Annotated in this window: 15 protein-coding genes; 2 read left to right on the top strand and 13 right to left on the bottom strand. The window is 63.8% G+C overall.

Annotated elements, in window-relative coordinates:
* Positions 1 to 12 precede the first annotated feature (12 nt).
* A complete protein-coding gene (gene nudE, locus PG898_RS10860; protein ID WP_005327154.1) occupies positions 13 to 621 on the bottom strand; it encodes an ADP compounds hydrolase NudE in 609 nt (202 codons plus the stop codon).
* Positions 622 to 767: 146 nt separating this feature from the next.
* On the opposite strand from nudE, the gene yrfG reads away from it, so the two are divergent.
* On the top strand, positions 768 to 1436 hold the full coding sequence (gene yrfG, locus PG898_RS10865; protein WP_270824126.1) for a GMP/IMP nucleotidase: 669 nt from the start codon (positions 768 to 770) through the stop codon (positions 1434 to 1436).
* A gap of 101 nt (positions 1437 to 1537) precedes the next feature.
* Here yrfG and tyrS read toward each other — a convergent pair whose 3' ends face one another.
* Entirely contained in the window at positions 1538 to 2806 is a 1269-nt protein-coding gene (gene tyrS, locus PG898_RS10870) for a tyrosine--tRNA ligase (protein ID WP_270824127.1), read from the bottom strand.
* 145 nt (positions 2807 to 2951) lie between these two features.
* Here tyrS and PG898_RS10875 point away from each other — a divergent pair, with 145 nt between their 5' ends.
* Positions 2952 to 3785: a helix-turn-helix transcriptional regulator gene (locus tag PG898_RS10875; RefSeq protein WP_171268576.1), complete on the top strand. Its 834-nt coding sequence runs from the start codon at positions 2952 to 2954 to the stop codon at positions 3783 to 3785.
* Positions 3786 to 3833: 48 nt separating this feature from the next.
* Here PG898_RS10875 and exeN read toward each other — a convergent pair whose 3' ends face one another.
* From exeN to exeD, 11 genes are all read right to left on the bottom strand, one after another.
* On the bottom strand, positions 3834 to 4592 hold the full coding sequence (gene exeN / locus PG898_RS10880) for a GspN family type II secretion system protein ExeN (protein WP_042648208.1): 759 nt from the start codon (positions 4590 to 4592) through the stop codon (positions 3834 to 3836).
* 97 nt (positions 4593 to 4689) lie between these two features.
* Positions 4690 to 5181, bottom strand: coding sequence for a GspM family type II secretion system protein ExeM (exeM, locus tag PG898_RS10885; protein WP_005327455.1), 492 nt, complete (start codon positions 5179 to 5181; stop codon positions 4690 to 4692).
* Positions 5178 to 6362 (bottom strand): GspL family type II secretion system protein ExeL, encoded by a 1185-nt coding sequence (gene exeL / locus PG898_RS10890; RefSeq protein ID WP_270824128.1) that lies wholly within the window; start codon positions 6360 to 6362, stop codon positions 5178 to 5180. The genes exeM and exeL overlap by 4 nt, the downstream gene beginning before the upstream one ends.
* 114 nt (positions 6363 to 6476) lie before the next feature.
* The gene (gene exeK / locus PG898_RS10895) at positions 6477 to 7502 is read right to left on the bottom strand and encodes a GspK family T2SS minor pseudopilin variant ExeK (RefSeq protein ID WP_270824129.1); all 1026 of its coding nucleotides are present in this window, start codon (positions 7500 to 7502) and stop codon (positions 6477 to 6479) included.
* A 289-nt stretch (positions 7503 to 7791) separates the two neighbouring features.
* Positions 7792 to 8418, bottom strand: coding sequence for a GspJ family T2SS minor pseudopilin variant ExeJ (exeJ, locus tag PG898_RS10910; protein ID WP_081805622.1), 627 nt, complete (start codon positions 8416 to 8418; stop codon positions 7792 to 7794).
* A 59-nt stretch (positions 8419 to 8477) separates the two neighbouring features.
* Positions 8478 to 8837: a GspI family T2SS minor pseudopilin variant ExeI gene (exeI, locus tag PG898_RS10915; protein WP_041206802.1), complete on the bottom strand. Its 360-nt coding sequence runs from the start codon at positions 8835 to 8837 to the stop codon at positions 8478 to 8480.
* 11 nt (positions 8838 to 8848) lie between these two features.
* The gene (gene exeH, locus PG898_RS10920) at positions 8849 to 9400 is read right to left on the bottom strand and encodes a GspH family T2SS minor pseudopilin variant ExeH (RefSeq protein WP_005327465.1); all 552 of its coding nucleotides are present in this window, start codon (positions 9398 to 9400) and stop codon (positions 8849 to 8851) included.
* 38 nt (positions 9401 to 9438) lie between these two features.
* Positions 9439 to 9870 (bottom strand): GspG family T2SS major pseudopilin variant ExeG, encoded by a 432-nt coding sequence (exeG, locus tag PG898_RS10925; RefSeq protein WP_005327466.1) that lies wholly within the window; start codon positions 9868 to 9870, stop codon positions 9439 to 9441.
* A gap of 233 nt (positions 9871 to 10103) precedes the next feature.
* Positions 10104 to 11324 carry a GspF family T2SS innner membrane protein variant ExeF gene (gene exeF / locus PG898_RS10930; protein WP_005327468.1) on the bottom strand — a complete coding sequence of 407 codons (1221 nt, stop codon included), beginning with the start codon at positions 11322 to 11324 and terminating at the stop codon, positions 10104 to 10106.
* Between the two features lies 1 nt (position 11325).
* Positions 11326 to 12831, bottom strand: coding sequence for a GspE family T2SS ATPase variant ExeE (gene exeE / locus PG898_RS10935; RefSeq protein WP_005327470.1), 1506 nt, complete (start codon positions 12829 to 12831; stop codon positions 11326 to 11328).
* Positions 12831 to 14879, bottom strand: coding sequence for a GspD family T2SS secretin variant ExeD (gene exeD, locus PG898_RS10940; RefSeq protein WP_041204980.1), 2049 nt, complete (start codon positions 14877 to 14879; stop codon positions 12831 to 12833). The genes exeE and exeD overlap by 1 nt, the downstream gene beginning before the upstream one ends.
* Between the last annotated feature and the right edge of the window lie 19 nt (positions 14880 to 14898).

Here is a 14898-nt window from a genome sequence, read left to right on the forward strand (position 1 = left end):
CACGCTTGGGCTCTAGCTTTCCTGCTCCGCCAGCCATTTGCTGGCCAGCAGCAGGGCACTGATGCTGCGCGACTCGGTGAAGTCGGGTCGCGCCAGCAATTCGTCGATGCGATTGAGGGGCCAGGGGATCACCTCGAGGGGCTCGGGCTCGTCGCCCACCCGCTGCTCGGGGTAGAGATCCCGTGCCAGCAGTATGTCCATCCGGCTGGAAAAATAGCCGGGAGCCAGGGAGACCTGCTTGAGAGGGATCAGGTCACGGGCCCCGAAGCCCGCCTCCTCCATCAGCTCCCGGTTGCCCGCCTCGAAGGCATCTTCGCCCGGATCGATCAGCCCCTTGGGGAACCCCAGCTCGTAGGAGTGAGTGCCCGCCGCGTATTCGCGCACCAGCAGCAGGGTGTGGGCATCGAACAGGGGCACCACCATGACGGCCCCCCGGTTGCCACCGCGCATCCGCTCGTAGACTCGCTCTTCCCCGTTGCTGAATTTCAGATGCAAGGATTCCACCTTGAACAGCCGACTCTCAGCCACCAGCTCGGCCTTGATGATCTCCGGCTTGCGCTTGTCATGGGCCATGGCCTCGACGCGGACGTGTTCGGGTTTGCACTTGTGGGGGTCACTCATCTGGGCTGACTGCTCATTAAAAAAGAGTGCTTCAAGAGTAAACGACTCCCCGAGGGAACACCACGGGGCAAGGGCCGGAAAGGTGCCTGAAAAATCCGTTATAATGCCCCCCGTTTTCCCCACCCAATCCGACACAAAGAGGCCCCATGCCCACCCCACTGCCCTGGCACCAGATAGACACAGTTCTGCTCGACATGGATGGCACCCTGATCGACCTTCATTTTGACAGCCACCTCTGGCAGCAGCTGGTGCCCGAACGCTACGCCGCGCGCCTCGGCCTGCCGCTGGCTGACGCCAAGGCGCAGATCGATGCCCACTATCAGGCCGTCAGCGGCACCCTCGACTGGTACTGCGTCGATTACTGGAGCCGGACGCTCGGACTCGACATCCGCGCCCTCAAGCAGGAGATACTGGACAAGATCCAGTGGCGGCCCCACGTCATCCCCTTCCTGGCCGCCCTGAGGGCGGCGGGCAAGCAGCTGGTGCTCTTCACCAATGCCCACCCCGCCAGCCTGTCGGTCAAGGATGCGCGCCTCGGTCTCGCCAGCCACCTGGATCTCATGGTGAGCACCCATGAGCTCGGCTGGTCGAAGGAGAGCCAGTACTGCTGGCAGGCGCTGGCAGAACGGCTGGCATTCGATCCAGCCCGTACCCTGTTCGTCGATGACAGCGAGCGGATCCTGCGCGCCGCCGCCGACTACGGCATCGGTTACCAGCTCGCCATCCAGAACCCGGACAGTCACCAGCCGGAGCAGCAGATTACCGCCTTTCCGGCGATCCGCGACTACGCCGAGTTATTGCCGCTGGCCGTGTGAATCGGCATTTTGCGCATCAATGGGGAAGCCACAGACCCCATGAGCAAGCGGATAAACAAAAGGACTGCCCGGGCAGTCCTTTCTCATTGGTGTCGGGCGCGCTAGCCCCCCCACTCCACCAGCCGGTACTGCTTCTTGCCCCGGCGCAGCAGCAGGTAGCGGCCAAACAGCCGATCCACTGCACTTAGCCGTTCATCCTGTCTTATGGCGCCGTTGAGGCTGATGGCGCCCGCCGCCAGCAACTCCCGGGCAACCCGCTTCGAACTCGCCAGGCCGCTCTCCACCAGCAGGGTCACCAGATCCGTTTCCCCCTCGATATGGCAACTCGGCATGCCATCCTGCGCCAGCTGGGCGAGATCGCTTTCGCCGAGGCGGGCCACGTCGCCGCTGAACAGCAGCTCGCCGATGCGCCGCGCCGCCGCCAGCGCCCCCTTGCCGTGCACCAGTTCGGTCAGCTCGTCCGCCAGCACCTGCTGGGCCTGCTTGCGCCCCTGCCGACCCGCATCTTCGACTTCCAGCTCCCTGATGGCCGCCAGCGGCATAAAGCTGTAGTAGCGCAGGAAGCGGTAGACATCCTCGTCCGCGGTGCCGAGCCAGAACTGATGGAAGGCGTAGGGCGACGTGAGCGCCGGATCCAGCCAGATGGCGCCCCCTTCCGTCTTGCCGAACTTGGTGCCATCTGCCTTGGTGATGAGGGGCAGCGTCATGCCGTGAACCTGGGTCTGATGCAGCCGGCGGGTGAGATCCATGCCGCTGGTGATGTTGCCCCACTGATCGTTGCCGCCGATCTGCAGGGTGCAGCCGAGACGCTGGTTGAGCACGGCGAAGTCCTGGGATTGCAGCAGGGCGTAGGAGAACTCGGTAAAGGAGATCCCCTGATCCGGGCGGGCCAGCCGCTGGCGCACCGATTCCCGCGCCAGCATGGCGTTGACCGAGAAGTGCTTGCCGATGTCCCGCAGAAAATCGAGGGCGGACATCTGCCCCATCCAGTCGGCGTTGTTGACCAGCACAGGGGCCGCCAGCCCCTCGCTCGCGGGCAGCAGCGCCCGGATCTGGGCGGACAGGCTGACCACCCAGCCCTGCACCCTGTCCGCGCTGTTGAGGCTGCGCTCGGTCGCCTTGAAGCTGGGATCGCCGATGAGACCGGTGGCGCCCCCCACCAGGGCCACTGGGGTGTGACCCGCCAGCTGGAAGCGGCGCAGCATCAAGAGCGGCACCAGATGACCGATATGCAGGCTGCTGGCAGTAGGATCGAAGCCACAGTAGAGGGTGCGCGCCTGGGCGAGGTGGGCGGCCAGGGACGCCGGGTCGGACATCTGGGCCACCAGGCCGCGCTCGGTCAGGTTAGTGAGCAAATGGGGGGCGAACATGGGGTCTCCAACAGCAGGGGAAAGTCGCCATACTCGCCTCTATGGTTCGGGGCGGATATGTCCCCTAGGGGACAGTTTTGCCACTCTCGTGCTAGCATCCCGCCCATATCGGGGAGCCTGTCCCCACCATCCGGAGCCCGTCGCCATGAGCCAGCCCCTCGCCACAGACTCGCTGACCCAGAGCCTGACCGCCGTCGTCGATGCCCTGCACAGCCCGGCCTTTGCGGCGGCCCTGGTGCGCCTCATCCAGCAGCAGGTGGCGTTCGACTGCGCCCTGCTGCTCGGAGTGGGGCTGCGCCCGGTCTACCTCCATGACAACTTGAGCCACCAGCGGGCCCTGCTGTTTGATCGCTACCTCACCAGCCACTTCAGCCAGGATCCCTTTATGCAGGCGCTTCAGGACGGCCTCCCCGCCGGGGTCTGGACCCTGGCGCAGGTGTCTAAGGGGCGGCTGGATCCCGAATATCGCCACCACTTCTATCAGGCCACCGGCTGGCAGGAAGAGGTGGGGCTGATCCTGCCGGTGCGTGACGGGTTCACGCTAATGCTGTTTCTGGGTCGTCTCGACAAGCGCCAGGCCCTGCGCCCGGACGAACGGGCCCGGCTGGAGGCGCTGTTTCCGCTGGTGCATTCCCTGTGTCGCCAGCAGTGGCGAGAGGCGGTACCGCTGCTGGCCCAGAACCCGGCCCGGCCCGATGGCAGCGACCTCAAGGCGACGGTGGAGCAGGCCATCGCCAGCGTGGGCGGAGACAGGCTAACTCGCCGGGAGCGGCAGGTGGCGGGCCTGTTGCTGCAGGGGCTGGACACGGAGGCAATCGCCGCCGAACTCGGCATCGGCAGCGGCACCGTGAAGAATCACCGCAAGCACCTCTACGGCAAGCTGCGCCTCGGCTCGCGCGCCGAGCTGTTCAGCCTCTTCCTGAATCACCTCATCACCACGCCCTTGAGCCCCCTCCCACCAGAGGAGCCCGCCCCATAACGACAACACCCCGCCGGAGCGGGGTGTTGTCGTTATGGAGCCATGTCGTCAGATGCGGCCCTGATAGCGCAGCGGGAAGCGCCCCTGACCATCGGGTTGACCGAGGAAGGGCAACCCCTGCTTCATCTGTTCCGGCAGTGCCGGGCCCGGCTTGAGGGTGCCCTGGAACAGGTACTGGCGATTGGCCTGCAACTCCAGCTTGCCGAGCACTTGCACCGCCTCTGAACCCTGCTTGATCTCGGCCACCAGGCGGGAGTCGAGGCAGGTCAGCTTGACCTCGGGATCCCCCAGTGGCAGCTTGCCCGCCGGGGTGTCGGCCTGCGCGTCATACCAGTTGAGATTGCCGTAGAGCTCCTCACACCAGGGATTGCCCTGAGCGAACTGATCGACCTTGAGTTGCAGCTGACCCGCCGCCGTCAGGGGGAAGGGCAGGCCCATGGGCACCCGCGCCAACACCCAGGGGGCAGGTGCGTTGAGGATGATGTCACGGCCGAAGGCCGCGCCATTCCAGCCGATCACCCCCTGGCCATTGAGGCCGGCGCGCTCGCCGAAACGCAGCGACACCTCGGGAGCCAGGCGCAACAGCGACCAGCCATCGAGCTCCCAGCGCAGTTGGGTCAGGGACTCGCTGGCATATTGCAGCCGGGCAATCTGGCCGCTCCAGAGAGTACCGCTCACCCCTTCCAGCTGCACCAGGTTGGGGGGCAACGGCAGATGGCGCACCACCAGAGTGGCGGGCAACCTGGCCAGCAGGAACATCAGATAGACCGTCAGAAACAGGACGGCAATCAGTACTTTTTGCTTCATAGAACACGACTCGACTGCAAGGATCCGGCCCAGGCGAGGCCCGATGCCATAACGGAATGCGATGCCGGAAACCGGACGGCGAATTGAACGCTTGGTGTCATTGGGGGCGGCTCAACTGCAAACGTCTGACCTTGACCAGGCCAGGTGCCAACCCCTCACGGGCCACCTCGATGATCTGCACCTGGACCCCGTATTGATCGGAGAGGGTCGCGAGCCAGAGCAGCAGATCATCGAACGGTACCGTGTCTATCCACACTTGCAACTCCTGCCCCTGGGGTTGCAGCCGGGCAATCTTGATCTTCTGGTTGAAGGCGGTGCGGTTCACCACCCCGTCCAGGGTGCCGCTGGTGTCGATTTGCCGGCCTTGGCCACCCTGCATCGCCAACACCTCCTGCCCTTTCTCTTTCAACCAGGCAAGCGTCTGCTGCTGATTGGCCACCTGCCTCTCTCGCTCGTCGATACGATTGGCGACAGGTTGCCAGATGACCCAGTAGCAAAGCCCGAGCAGCAGTATGCCGCCGCCCACCGCCACCAGCCGCTGTTCGCGGGGGCTGATGCCATGCCACCAGATTTGCAGTTTGTCCATCATGATGATTTCCCCTTCAGCACCAGCGCGCCTTCCACCTTGCCCTCGGTGCTTCGCACCTCACCCTGCTGCACCTCAAAGCGCTTGCCCGCCAGCTCACGGAAGCGCTCGATCTCGGTGAAACCCGGGGCCGTGACCTGCAACCTGAGCTCACCCCTGCCCGCATCGAAACGCAGCACCTCGGGCTTGAGGCCGGGTACCTCGGCAAACACCGGCGCCAACTCGGTCAGCAGCAGCAGGATCCCATCCTGCGGGGTCTGCCCCAGGGACTTGAGGTGCTGGGCCATCTGGCTGCGGACGTTGACGATCCGGGTCTCCCCCGGGAAGATCCGGGTATAGACCTGCCGGATCTCCGCCTTGAGGGCCTTGTCCTGCTCCGCCAGCTGATGAAGATGCACCCCGCGCTGGGTCAGCGCCACCAGCAGCAGGATCCCCGCCACCACCGCCACCTTGCGCCACTGCAGCCAATAACGGCCGTATTCGGTCTGCGGTCGATAGGGCCCCTGCAACAGGTTGGCCTGGCAAGCGAGCGCCCCTTTCGCCAGCAGCAGCATGGGCAGCTCGGGATCAGCCCCCCGCCAGTTGCCGGTCGCCATGGCCGGAATGGGGGTGTGGCTATACAGGGTCACCGGCTCGGGCTGGGCTGCCAGCAACATGGCCAGCAGCGGCTCGTCGGCGACTATCCCCTGAACGGGGCCCTGACGGATCAACCACTCTGCGCCAAGCTGCAGGGCAGACCATCCCTCGGTGGCGGGTGGCAGGGCCAGCACATCCGGCAGCAGTTGCAGGGTCTTGAGACCCGCCTGCTGCAGCCACGCCAGCCACTCCTGCATCTTCGCCTTGTCCACCGCCATCAGATCCACGTCGTTCCCCTGATGAGCCAGCACCACCAGATGCAGTTCATCCACATCGGAAGCGATCTGCTCCTCGAGCAGATAGGGCAGCGCCGCCGCGGCCTGACGACTGTACTTGCCCGGCAGGCTGACCCGCCGGAAGATGAGATCGCTGCCAGGCACCAGGGTCACCACGGGGCGGCCGCCGGCACGCTCCTGCAGCTCACCCAGGGCATGGGCCGAGGCCAGGATTCCGGAGGCGATGATCTCCTGCTCCTGCGTCGACCACACCAGCCAATGCACCGGCTGCTGCGCATTGGTCCCCAGACGGATGACCAGACTCTCGCTCACAAATGATTCTCCTGCCATGCCCGCCAGCATCCTTGTCGATGGGCGAGCCGCAGCCATCGGCTGCAGTCCAGATAAGGGGCGGGACAGACAGGCCAGAGGCCAGCCATCTCCCTGTTATTCTGCGCCATCGTTCAGACGACGCAGCATCACCAGCTTGTTGTCCTTGCCACGCTGGAAAACAGTCTCCAGCCGGGCCCGCACATCACCCACCTCGGCCAGCAGACGGGCTTCGAAGAAGTTGCTCTTGATGTCCAGTGCAGCATCCAGCCCCGTGATGGCGCCCGGCTGCACCGGCAGCTCGTCCGTCATCTCCTTCTTCTCCTTCCACCCCTTCTTGGGGCGGTTAGTCAGCACCTGCTTGGCGTCGTCCAGCCCGATCTTGCCCTGGTAGAGCCCCACCAGCAGGGCCGCCTGCTCCGGCTTGATGGTGTTGATGTTCACCACCAGCTTGTCGCTGGGCAGGGTGCACACATAGGGGGCGAGCCGGGCGTAGAGCTCGCTGCTCACCCCGCGCACGGCCCGCAATTCGTCCGTTCCCAGCAGCCACTGATTCGCCACCAGATAGGGGGGATTGAGCCCCTCGTAATAGGCATCCTCGGCCCCGTTGCTCGACACCAGCTGGGTATCCTTGTCGGTCCAGTCGCGGATGGCGTCGGTGAGCTGCACCGTCTCGTACTCATCCACCTCCAGCGCCTCGAGCAGCGCCCGGAACGCCTTGAACTGATAGGGCTGCGCCTCGAGGTCATCGCCACTCTCCCCCTCTTTCAGGGCCAGGCTCAGGCTGTTGAGGTTGAAACAGGATTGCAGATCCCGCACCCGTCCGGACAGAGTACCGTCATCCACCGGAAAGACAGCATCCTGGCGCGCCCAGTTCTGACCCAGATTGACCACATCGGGGTCATCCTTGAAATCCTGGTTGAGCACCTTGATCACCAGCGCCTCCGCCGACATGGCATACCACCAGGCCTGCTTGCCGGCGGTGAGGTTGCTGGTCCGGCGCAACTCCAGTTGCAACCGGCCGCTCATGTTGCTGGCGATGATCACCATCACCGACAGGATGAGCAGTACCACCAGCAGGGCCATGCCCCCTTGCCGGCCCGGTGTGGTACGGGATGGGCCCCGGCTGCGCTTAACTGCCATTGTCCGCTCGCTGGCCGCCGGCCCCGATGAGGAACTGACGACGGCGAAGGGTACCGTTATCTTCCATGACGGTCGGGGAAAAATGACGCTCAATTACCATTTTCAGCCCTCTGGCCGCTGGCCCCGATGAGGAACTGACGACGGCGAAGGGTGCCGTAATCCTCCATGACGGTCGGGGAACAACGACGATCAATTACCATTTTCAGCCCTCTGGCCGCCGGCCCCGATGAGGAACTGACGACGGCGAAGGGTACCGTTATCTTCCATGACGGTCGGGGAAAAATGACGATCAATTACCATTTTCAGCCCTCTGGCCGCCGGCCCCGATGAGGAACTGACGACGTATGGTGCCGTAATCCTCCAGATCCAGCTCCACCGCCAGCCCATGAGGCAACAGGTCGCGCTGGGTCCACTCCTCCTTCCACATCCCCTTGTCGTAGAAATAGAGTCGCAGGGCCGTCACCCCGGTCAACACCGGCTGAATGCGCGGCTCGGTGCCGATCGCGGGATCCGGATAGAGGTAGCTGAGCCGTTCCAGAGTCTGCTCCTTGAGTCGCCAACCCACCCGCTGCAAGCCGGAGCGCGGCAGCATGCCGTCCGGATTTAGCCAGCCACCGCGGATGAAAGCCATGCCCCAGTCATCGCTCTGCTGGCCGAAGCGGGAGGCCGCCAGCAGCACCTTGTTGTTCTCACCATCGATGCGGCCGCTGCGCGGCACCATCTGGGTGACGTCTCGCTCCAGCAGGCTGAAGGCGAGCTGCAGTTCGGAGAGACGGACCTCCTTGCGCTTGGCCACCTCGTCGCTGGTAAGCACCCCCTGCAGCACCTGATAGGCCCCCATGCTGAGGCTGGCGAAGATGGCGATGGCCACCAGCATCTCCAGCAGGGTAAAGCCGCTCTGACGGCGCCTCGGCATCGGGCAGGCACTCGTCCGCTGGCACCGGCTCCGGATCATGGGGACAACACGGTGCTTGTTCATCGGCTGATATAGGTCCGGATCATGGCCACCGGGCTCTCGGCCTTGGGCGCGGTACGCACTTCCATGTCCAGAGCCTTGAAGTTGTTGTCGCTGGTGGCGACGCCGCGATAGCGCCAGTACCAGGTCTCGCCGGCCAGCTCCTCGTTCCCTTCCACCCAGCTGTCACCCGGCCACTTGGCCTCGAGCTTCTGCTGCACCAGCTGGTTTTCCACCACCCAGGTCGCCAGCGTCTTCTCTTCCAGGTAGTTGAGGCCGGAGAGGTGTTCGCTGGCGGTCTTCATCACGGCCAGGCCGGCGATGGCAAACACCGCCAGCGCCACCATGACCTCCAGCAGCGTCATGCCGCGCGCCTTGATAGAGGGGGCTCTCACTCTTCTTCCTCTTCGTCTTCTAGCAGGGAGAGGCGACCAAACTCATCCCCCTTGACGGTGCGCAGGTACTTCTCGTCATCCACCTGCTGACTCAGGGTCAGCATGAAGGGGGTGAGTTCGCCCCCCGGGAAGACGAAGATCTGGGGCGTGCGCTCCTTCTCGTCGCGGCCCTGTTCGTTCTTCTCGTCCGAGTCGGTACGCCAGCTGAAGCCCTCCAGTTCAACGGTCAGGGTCATCTCCTCCGGCAGCTGCACCTGCCCCAGGATCTTGTCGCCGGTCAACGCCTGCCACTTGCGATCCTTGGGGTTGCGGGACATAAACTGCCAGCCGCTCTCCTCGACTCGCAGGCCCAGCAGCCGGCCATCCATCACCGAATACTCCTGCGCCTGCTGCAGGGTTGCCATGAAGCGGCGCGCCTGCTTATCCAGCTCCCGATCCCCCCGGGCGCCCCCCATGCTGAGGGTGACGGCGGTGGCCACCAGCCCCATCAACATGGCGACCAGCAACACCTCCAGCAGGGTGAAACCCGCCTGACGATAAGGTTTCACAAGACCAGCCCCATCAGCATGGCGGCGCAACCCATCACTTATTGGAAATCCTTCAGGTTCCAGTTGCCGATGTCGTCATCGGTCCCGGCTTCCCCGTCCAGCCCCATGCTGAAGATGTCGAGCTTGCCGAACTGGCCTGGGCTCAGCAGCTGGTACGGGTTGCCCCAGGGATCCTGCGGCAGGCGCTTGATGTAGCCCCCTTCCCGGTAGCTACGTGGCTCGGGGGACGCGGTCGGCTTGTTGACCAGGGCATCCAGCCCCTGCTCCGTGGTCGGATAGCGGTTGTTGTCCAGCTTGTACATGTCGAGGGCATTTTCCAGCGCCACTATGTCGGAGACCGCTTTCTGCTGATCTGCCTTCTCCTTGTTGCCCATCAGATTGGGCACCACCAGGCTGGCCAGGATCCCCAGGATCACGATAACCACCATGACTTCCAGCAGAGTAAAACCGGCTTGACGACGCTTGTGCATTGCTATGACTCCCTAACGAATGAGATGACGTGTGTCATCAGAAAATGATCATATTGTTGAACCACGACCGTTCGATTATGCCTGTCGGCCAATAGAACCCACGAGTTCGATTGGATTTGTGGGATCAAATAACGAAGCCTATTCGAACGCCTGACCTCACAAATTCACCATGTGATTGAGTTTGAGTGAGTGGACCGCAGGATCGACCGGAGCAAGGCGCCTGGAGGCCTGCATCATAGATTGACCATGTTGTTGAGCTCCAGGATCGGCTGCAGGATCGACATCACGATAAAGAGCACCACCCCTGCCATGGAAACCACCAGCATGGGCTCGAACACCCCGAGGGCGATGTTCACCTGGGTTTCAAACTCCCTGTCCTGGTTGTCGGCCGCCCGTTCCAGCATGCTGTCGAGCTCGCCGCTCTGCTCGCCGGAGGCGATCATGTGCAGCATCATGGGCGGAAAAATCTTGGTCTCATCCAGCGCCTTGCGCAGGCTGGTCCCCTCGCGCACCCGCTCGGTCGCCTCGCCGATGCGGTGGCGGGCAAAGTCGTTGGAGAGTACCTCCCCCGAGATCTTCATCCCCTCCAGCAGCGGCACGGCGCTGGCGTTGAGGATGCTGAGGGTACGGGCGAAGCGGGCAGTGTTGAGTCCCCGGCTGACCCGGCCGATGACCGGCAGGCGCAGCACCACCTGATGCCAGTGACGTCGACGCCCGGCGTCCGTCAGCCACCAGCGCCAGACAAAGCCGCCAATGAACAACAACAGCAGGAACCAGAGGCCATAGTGCTGCATCAGTTCACTGGTGCCGATGAGGAAACGGGTAGTGGCCGGCAGTTGCTGGCCCATGTGCTCGAACTGGGCCACCACCTTGGGCACCACGGCGGTGAGCAGTATGGAGATGACGCCCACGGCCACCAAGGTGAGGACGATGGGATAGATCATCGCCTGCAGCAGCTTGGTACGCATGTGCTGGCGCTGCTCGGTGTAATCGGCGAGGCGGTTGAGCACCTTCTCCAGGTGACCGGACTTCTCACCGGCCGCCACCATGGAGCGAAACAGCTGATCGAACACGTGGGGGAAGGCGCCGAGTGAATCGGCGAGGGAATAGCCCTCCACCACCTTGCTGCGGACCGTGGCCACCAGGCTGCGCAGGTGGGCCTTCTCGCACTGTTCGGCCACCGCCTTGAGAGCCTCTTCGATAGTCAACCCAGCGCCCACCAGGGTCGCCAGCTGGCGGGTGATAAGGGCCAGTTCCGAGGTGGAAGCGCCACGGCGAAACAGCACGAAGCGATTGGCCTCGCGCTTCGCCTTTTCGGTGGTCTCGTTCACCTCGAGGGGGGTCAACCCCTGCTCGCGCAGCAGCTGACGCACCTGACGGGCAGAATCCCCCTCCAGCACGCCGCTCTTGTTGCGCCCCTTGCCGTCGAGCGCCTTGTATTCGAACGCAGCCATCTTAGTCTTCCCGGGTCACGCGCAGCACCTCTTCGAGGCTGGTCTGCCCCTGGAGCACCTTGTCGATGCCGTCACGACGGATGCTGGGGGTATGGCCCCGGATCAGGCGCTCGATGGCGAGTTCGCCGCTGGCACTGTGGATCGCCTCGCGCACCGCCTCGTCGATCACCACCAGCTCGTGGATGCCGGTCCGGCCACGGTAGCCGGTGTGGTTGCACTGCTCACAGCCCACCGAGCGCCACATCTGCTGATCCGGCGCCAGTTCGATGCCCATGGCGATCCGCTCCTGCTCGGTGATGGGGTGCGGGGCGCGGCAATCCGGGCAGAGGGTGCGCACCAGTCGTTGGGCCAGCACCGCCAGCAAGGAGGAGGAGAGCAGGAAGGACTCGATCCCCATGTCCCGCATCCGGGTGATGGCACCGATGGCGGTGTTGGTATGCAGGGTCGACATCACCAGGTGACCGGTCAGCGACGCCTGCACCGCGATCTGGGCGGTTTCGAGGTCGCGAATTTCCCCCACCATCACCACATCCGGATCCTGACGCAGGATGGCGCGCAGCCCCCGGGCGAAGGTCATGTCCACCTTGGTGTTGACCTGGGTCTGGCCCACCCCTTCCAGGTCATATTCGATGGGGTCTTCGACGGTCAGGATGTTGCGATCCCGCGAGTTGATCTCGGAGAGCGCCGCATAGAGGGTGGTGGACTTGCCCGAGCCGGTCGGGCCCGTCACCAGGATGATGCCGTGGGGCTTGCGAATGAGCTCGCTGATGATGTTGCGGTTGGCCAGCGTCATGCCGAGCTGCTTGAGCTCGAGCCGCACGTTGTTCTTGTCGAGTAGACGCAGCACCACCCGCTCGCCGTAGCTGGACGGCATGGTGGAGACCCGCACGTCCACGGCGCGGCCGCCGATGCGCAATGAGATGCGGCCATCCTGGGGTACCCGCTTCTCGGCAATGTCCATGCGGGACATGACCTTGATGCGCGACACCAGCAGCGAGGCGAGCTTGCGATGGGGGCGCAGTATCTCCCGCAGCACCCCATCAATGCGGAAGCGAATGACCAGGGCCCGTTCGAAGGTCTCGATATGGATGTCGGACGCCTCCTCCTTGATCGCCTCGCTCAGCATGGCGTTGATGAGACGGATGATGGGGGCATCGTCATCGGCGTCCAGCAGATCTTCACTCTGGGGCAACTCTTCGGCCAGGGCGAAGAAGTCCATCTCGTTGCCGAGATCCTCCATCAGCTGGCGCGCCTCGGAGGAGTCGCGCTGGTAATGGGCCGTCAGCAGCGTCTCGAACTCATCATGGCCAAGCTGCTCCACCACGAAGGTGCACCCCACCACCCGACGCACCTCCAGCAGGGTCTGCGGCGTCACCCCCTGGCGACATAGCAGCACCGGGGCACCCTGGCGCTCAGTCAGGATCACCCCGAAGTTGCGGGCAAAGGCAAACGGCAGTTCCGGCAAGGGGGCAGGCAGCTCGCTGCCATCGAGCTGGTAGGCGGCCATCAGGGCTTGCTCTGCACGAAGGGCTGTCCCTGCACCTGGGTTTTGGCCCCGGTGGCAGTGGACTGCTGCTGGGCCTTCATCCGCTCGATCTGCTGCTGCACCTCGGGGGACATCATCACATCCTGACCATAGGCGGGCAGCACCTGACGGGCTGGCGAAGTGGCGTAACCCTCCTCGGCCGCCAGGTTCAACTGTTCGGCACGGAACAGGGTGTACTTGTTGCTGGAGACCCCGGAATAGACGTTGGCGTCGCGCAAGATGGTCGGCCGGATAAACACCATCAGATTGCGTTTGGAGGTGGTGTTGGAGGTGGAGCGGAACAGGTAGCCCAGCACTGGGATGTCCCCCAGCAGCGGTACCTTGGAGATCTGCTCCTTGGTCTGCTCGTCCATCAGGCCGCCCAGCACCACGGTTTCGCCACTCTTCACCAGCACCGCATTCTTGACGGTACGGGTATCGAAGGTGGGACCGAGGTTGGCGGTGCCGGTCGCCTGGGTCTGAGCCACACTGGAGACCTCCTGCTCGATGTTGAGCAGCACCGAGTCCCCTTCGTTGATCTGGGGCGTCACCACCAGCTTGGTACCCACCGTCTTGCGCTCTATGGTGTTGAATACCTGATCGCTGGTGGTGGAACTCTGGGAGCCGCTCTGTACCGGCACTTCCTGGCCGACGTTGAAGGAGGCTTCCTTGTTGTCCATGGTGACGATGCTCGGGGTCGAGAGGATGTCGTTCTTGGTGTTGGTGGAGAGCGCCGTCACCAGCATGGCCCAATCCCCCTTGTAGAAGCCGGCCGCCATGCCGCTGAAATCACCGAGCAGGTTTTCGAGCCCGTCGGTGTTGCCGTTGTCGTCGTAATCCTTGCCCGCGATGATGGCAGGTCCGATGGGCAGACCGGTATTGGTGAACTGGGTGCCGCCGCCATTGGCGTTGGCCCACTGCACCCCAAGGTTGAGGCCGTCACCGTCCTGGATCTCGACGATGATCGCCTCCACCAGCACCTGGGCGCGGCGGATGTCGAGCTTGGCTATGACCTGCTCCAGCTCGGCCATGACATCAGGCTGAGCGGTGATCACCAGGGCATTGGTGGTCTCGTCGGCGGAGATGGCGAGCTGACCGCCGCCGATGCTGGCACCACCACCGGTGGCCGCCCCCCCCTTCTTGTCCGCCTCGATGCTGGAGCTGACGCCCTTGAGCACATCCACCAGATCCTTGGCCTTGCCATATTTCAGGTAGAAGACCCGGGTGTTGCCCTGGCTCTGCAGATCCCGGTCGAGCTGGCGCACCATCTGGATGATGCGGGCACGCGCCTTGGGCTCACCGCTGATCACCACGGAGTTGGTGCGCTCGTCGGCGACCACCTTGGGGGAGAGCAGCAGGGAGGCATTGGCACCCTGGTTGTTGCCATCCTTGTTGAGGTTGGTCACCAGCCGCACCATCTCGCCCGCCGAGGCATATTTCAGCTTGATGACGTCCATATCCTGGTCGCCCGCCTTGTCGACCCGGCGTACCACTTCCACCAGACGGTTGACCACGGCCGCCCGGCCGGTGATGAGCAGCACGTTGGACGGCTCGTAATGCACCACGTTGCCACCGCCAGCGTTGTCGTTGAGCTGGCGCAGCAGGGGCGCAAGCTCCCGTACCGAGACGTTGCGCACCGGTACCACCCGGGTCACCATCTCGTCCCCCACACCGGGGTTAGTGTCGTCCACCACGGGGATGGCCGAAGTCTTGGCATCCTTGGAGCGCACCACCTTGAGTACGCCGTTGTTCATGGGCACCACGGCGAAGCCGTAGACGTCGAGCACGCTCAGGAAGAATTGGTAGTACTGATCCTCATTGAGCAGGTCGTAGCTGCGGACGTTGATCTTGCCGCGCACCGAGGGCTCGATGATGATGGTCTTGTTCAGGTTCTTGCCGACCGTGTTGATGAACTCTTCAATGTCGGCATTCTTGAAACTGGCGGCATACTCGGTGGCCCAGGCAGAGCCCGTCATCATCAAGGCAGCTGCCACCGTGGCCAGACGCCAGCCCTTCCCTTTATTTGTCATTCTTGGTGCTACTCCAATT

Origin of the sequence: Aeromonas sp. QDB31 (genome assembly GCF_027707605.1) — a bacterium.
GTDB classification, from domain to species: Bacteria; Pseudomonadota; Gammaproteobacteria; order Enterobacterales; family Aeromonadaceae; genus Aeromonas; species Aeromonas media.

Excerpts from the sequence above, each read along its gene's own strand:
- exeN (WP_042648208.1), bottom strand. The coding sequence starts at position 4,592 with ATGAAGCAAAAAGTACTGATTGCCGTCCTGTTTCTGACGGTCTATCTG.
- yrfG (WP_270824126.1), top strand. The coding sequence starts at position 768 with ATGCCCACCCCACTGCCCTGGCACCAGATAGACACAGTTCTGCTCGAC.
- exeM (WP_005327455.1), bottom strand. The coding sequence starts at position 5,181 with ATGATGGACAAACTGCAAATCTGGTGGCATGGCATCAGCCCCCGCGAA.
- exeG (WP_005327466.1), bottom strand. The coding sequence starts at position 9,870 with ATGCACAAGCGTCGTCAAGCCGGTTTTACTCTGCTGGAAGTCATGGTG.
- PG898_RS10875 (WP_171268576.1), top strand. The coding sequence starts at position 2,952 with ATGAGCCAGCCCCTCGCCACAGACTCGCTGACCCAGAGCCTGACCGCC.
- exeE (WP_005327470.1), bottom strand. The coding sequence starts at position 12,831 with ATGGCCGCCTACCAGCTCGATGGCAGCGAGCTGCCTGCCCCCTTGCCG.
- exeF (WP_005327468.1), bottom strand. The coding sequence starts at position 11,324 with ATGGCTGCGTTCGAATACAAGGCGCTCGACGGCAAGGGGCGCAACAAG.
- exeD (WP_041204980.1), bottom strand. The coding sequence starts at position 14,879 with ATGACAAATAAAGGGAAGGGCTGGCGTCTGGCCACGGTGGCAGCTGCC.
- exeK (WP_270824129.1), bottom strand. The coding sequence starts at position 7,502 with ATGGCAGTTAAGCGCAGCCGGGGCCCATCCCGTACCACACCGGGCCGG.
- nudE (WP_005327154.1), bottom strand. The coding sequence starts at position 621 with ATGAGTGACCCCCACAAGTGCAAACCCGAACACGTCCGCGTCGAGGCC.
- exeJ (WP_081805622.1), bottom strand. The coding sequence starts at position 8,418 with ATGCCGAGGCGCCGTCAGAGCGGCTTTACCCTGCTGGAGATGCTGGTG.
- tyrS (WP_270824127.1), bottom strand. The coding sequence starts at position 2,806 with ATGTTCGCCCCCCATTTGCTCACTAACCTGACCGAGCGCGGCCTGGTG.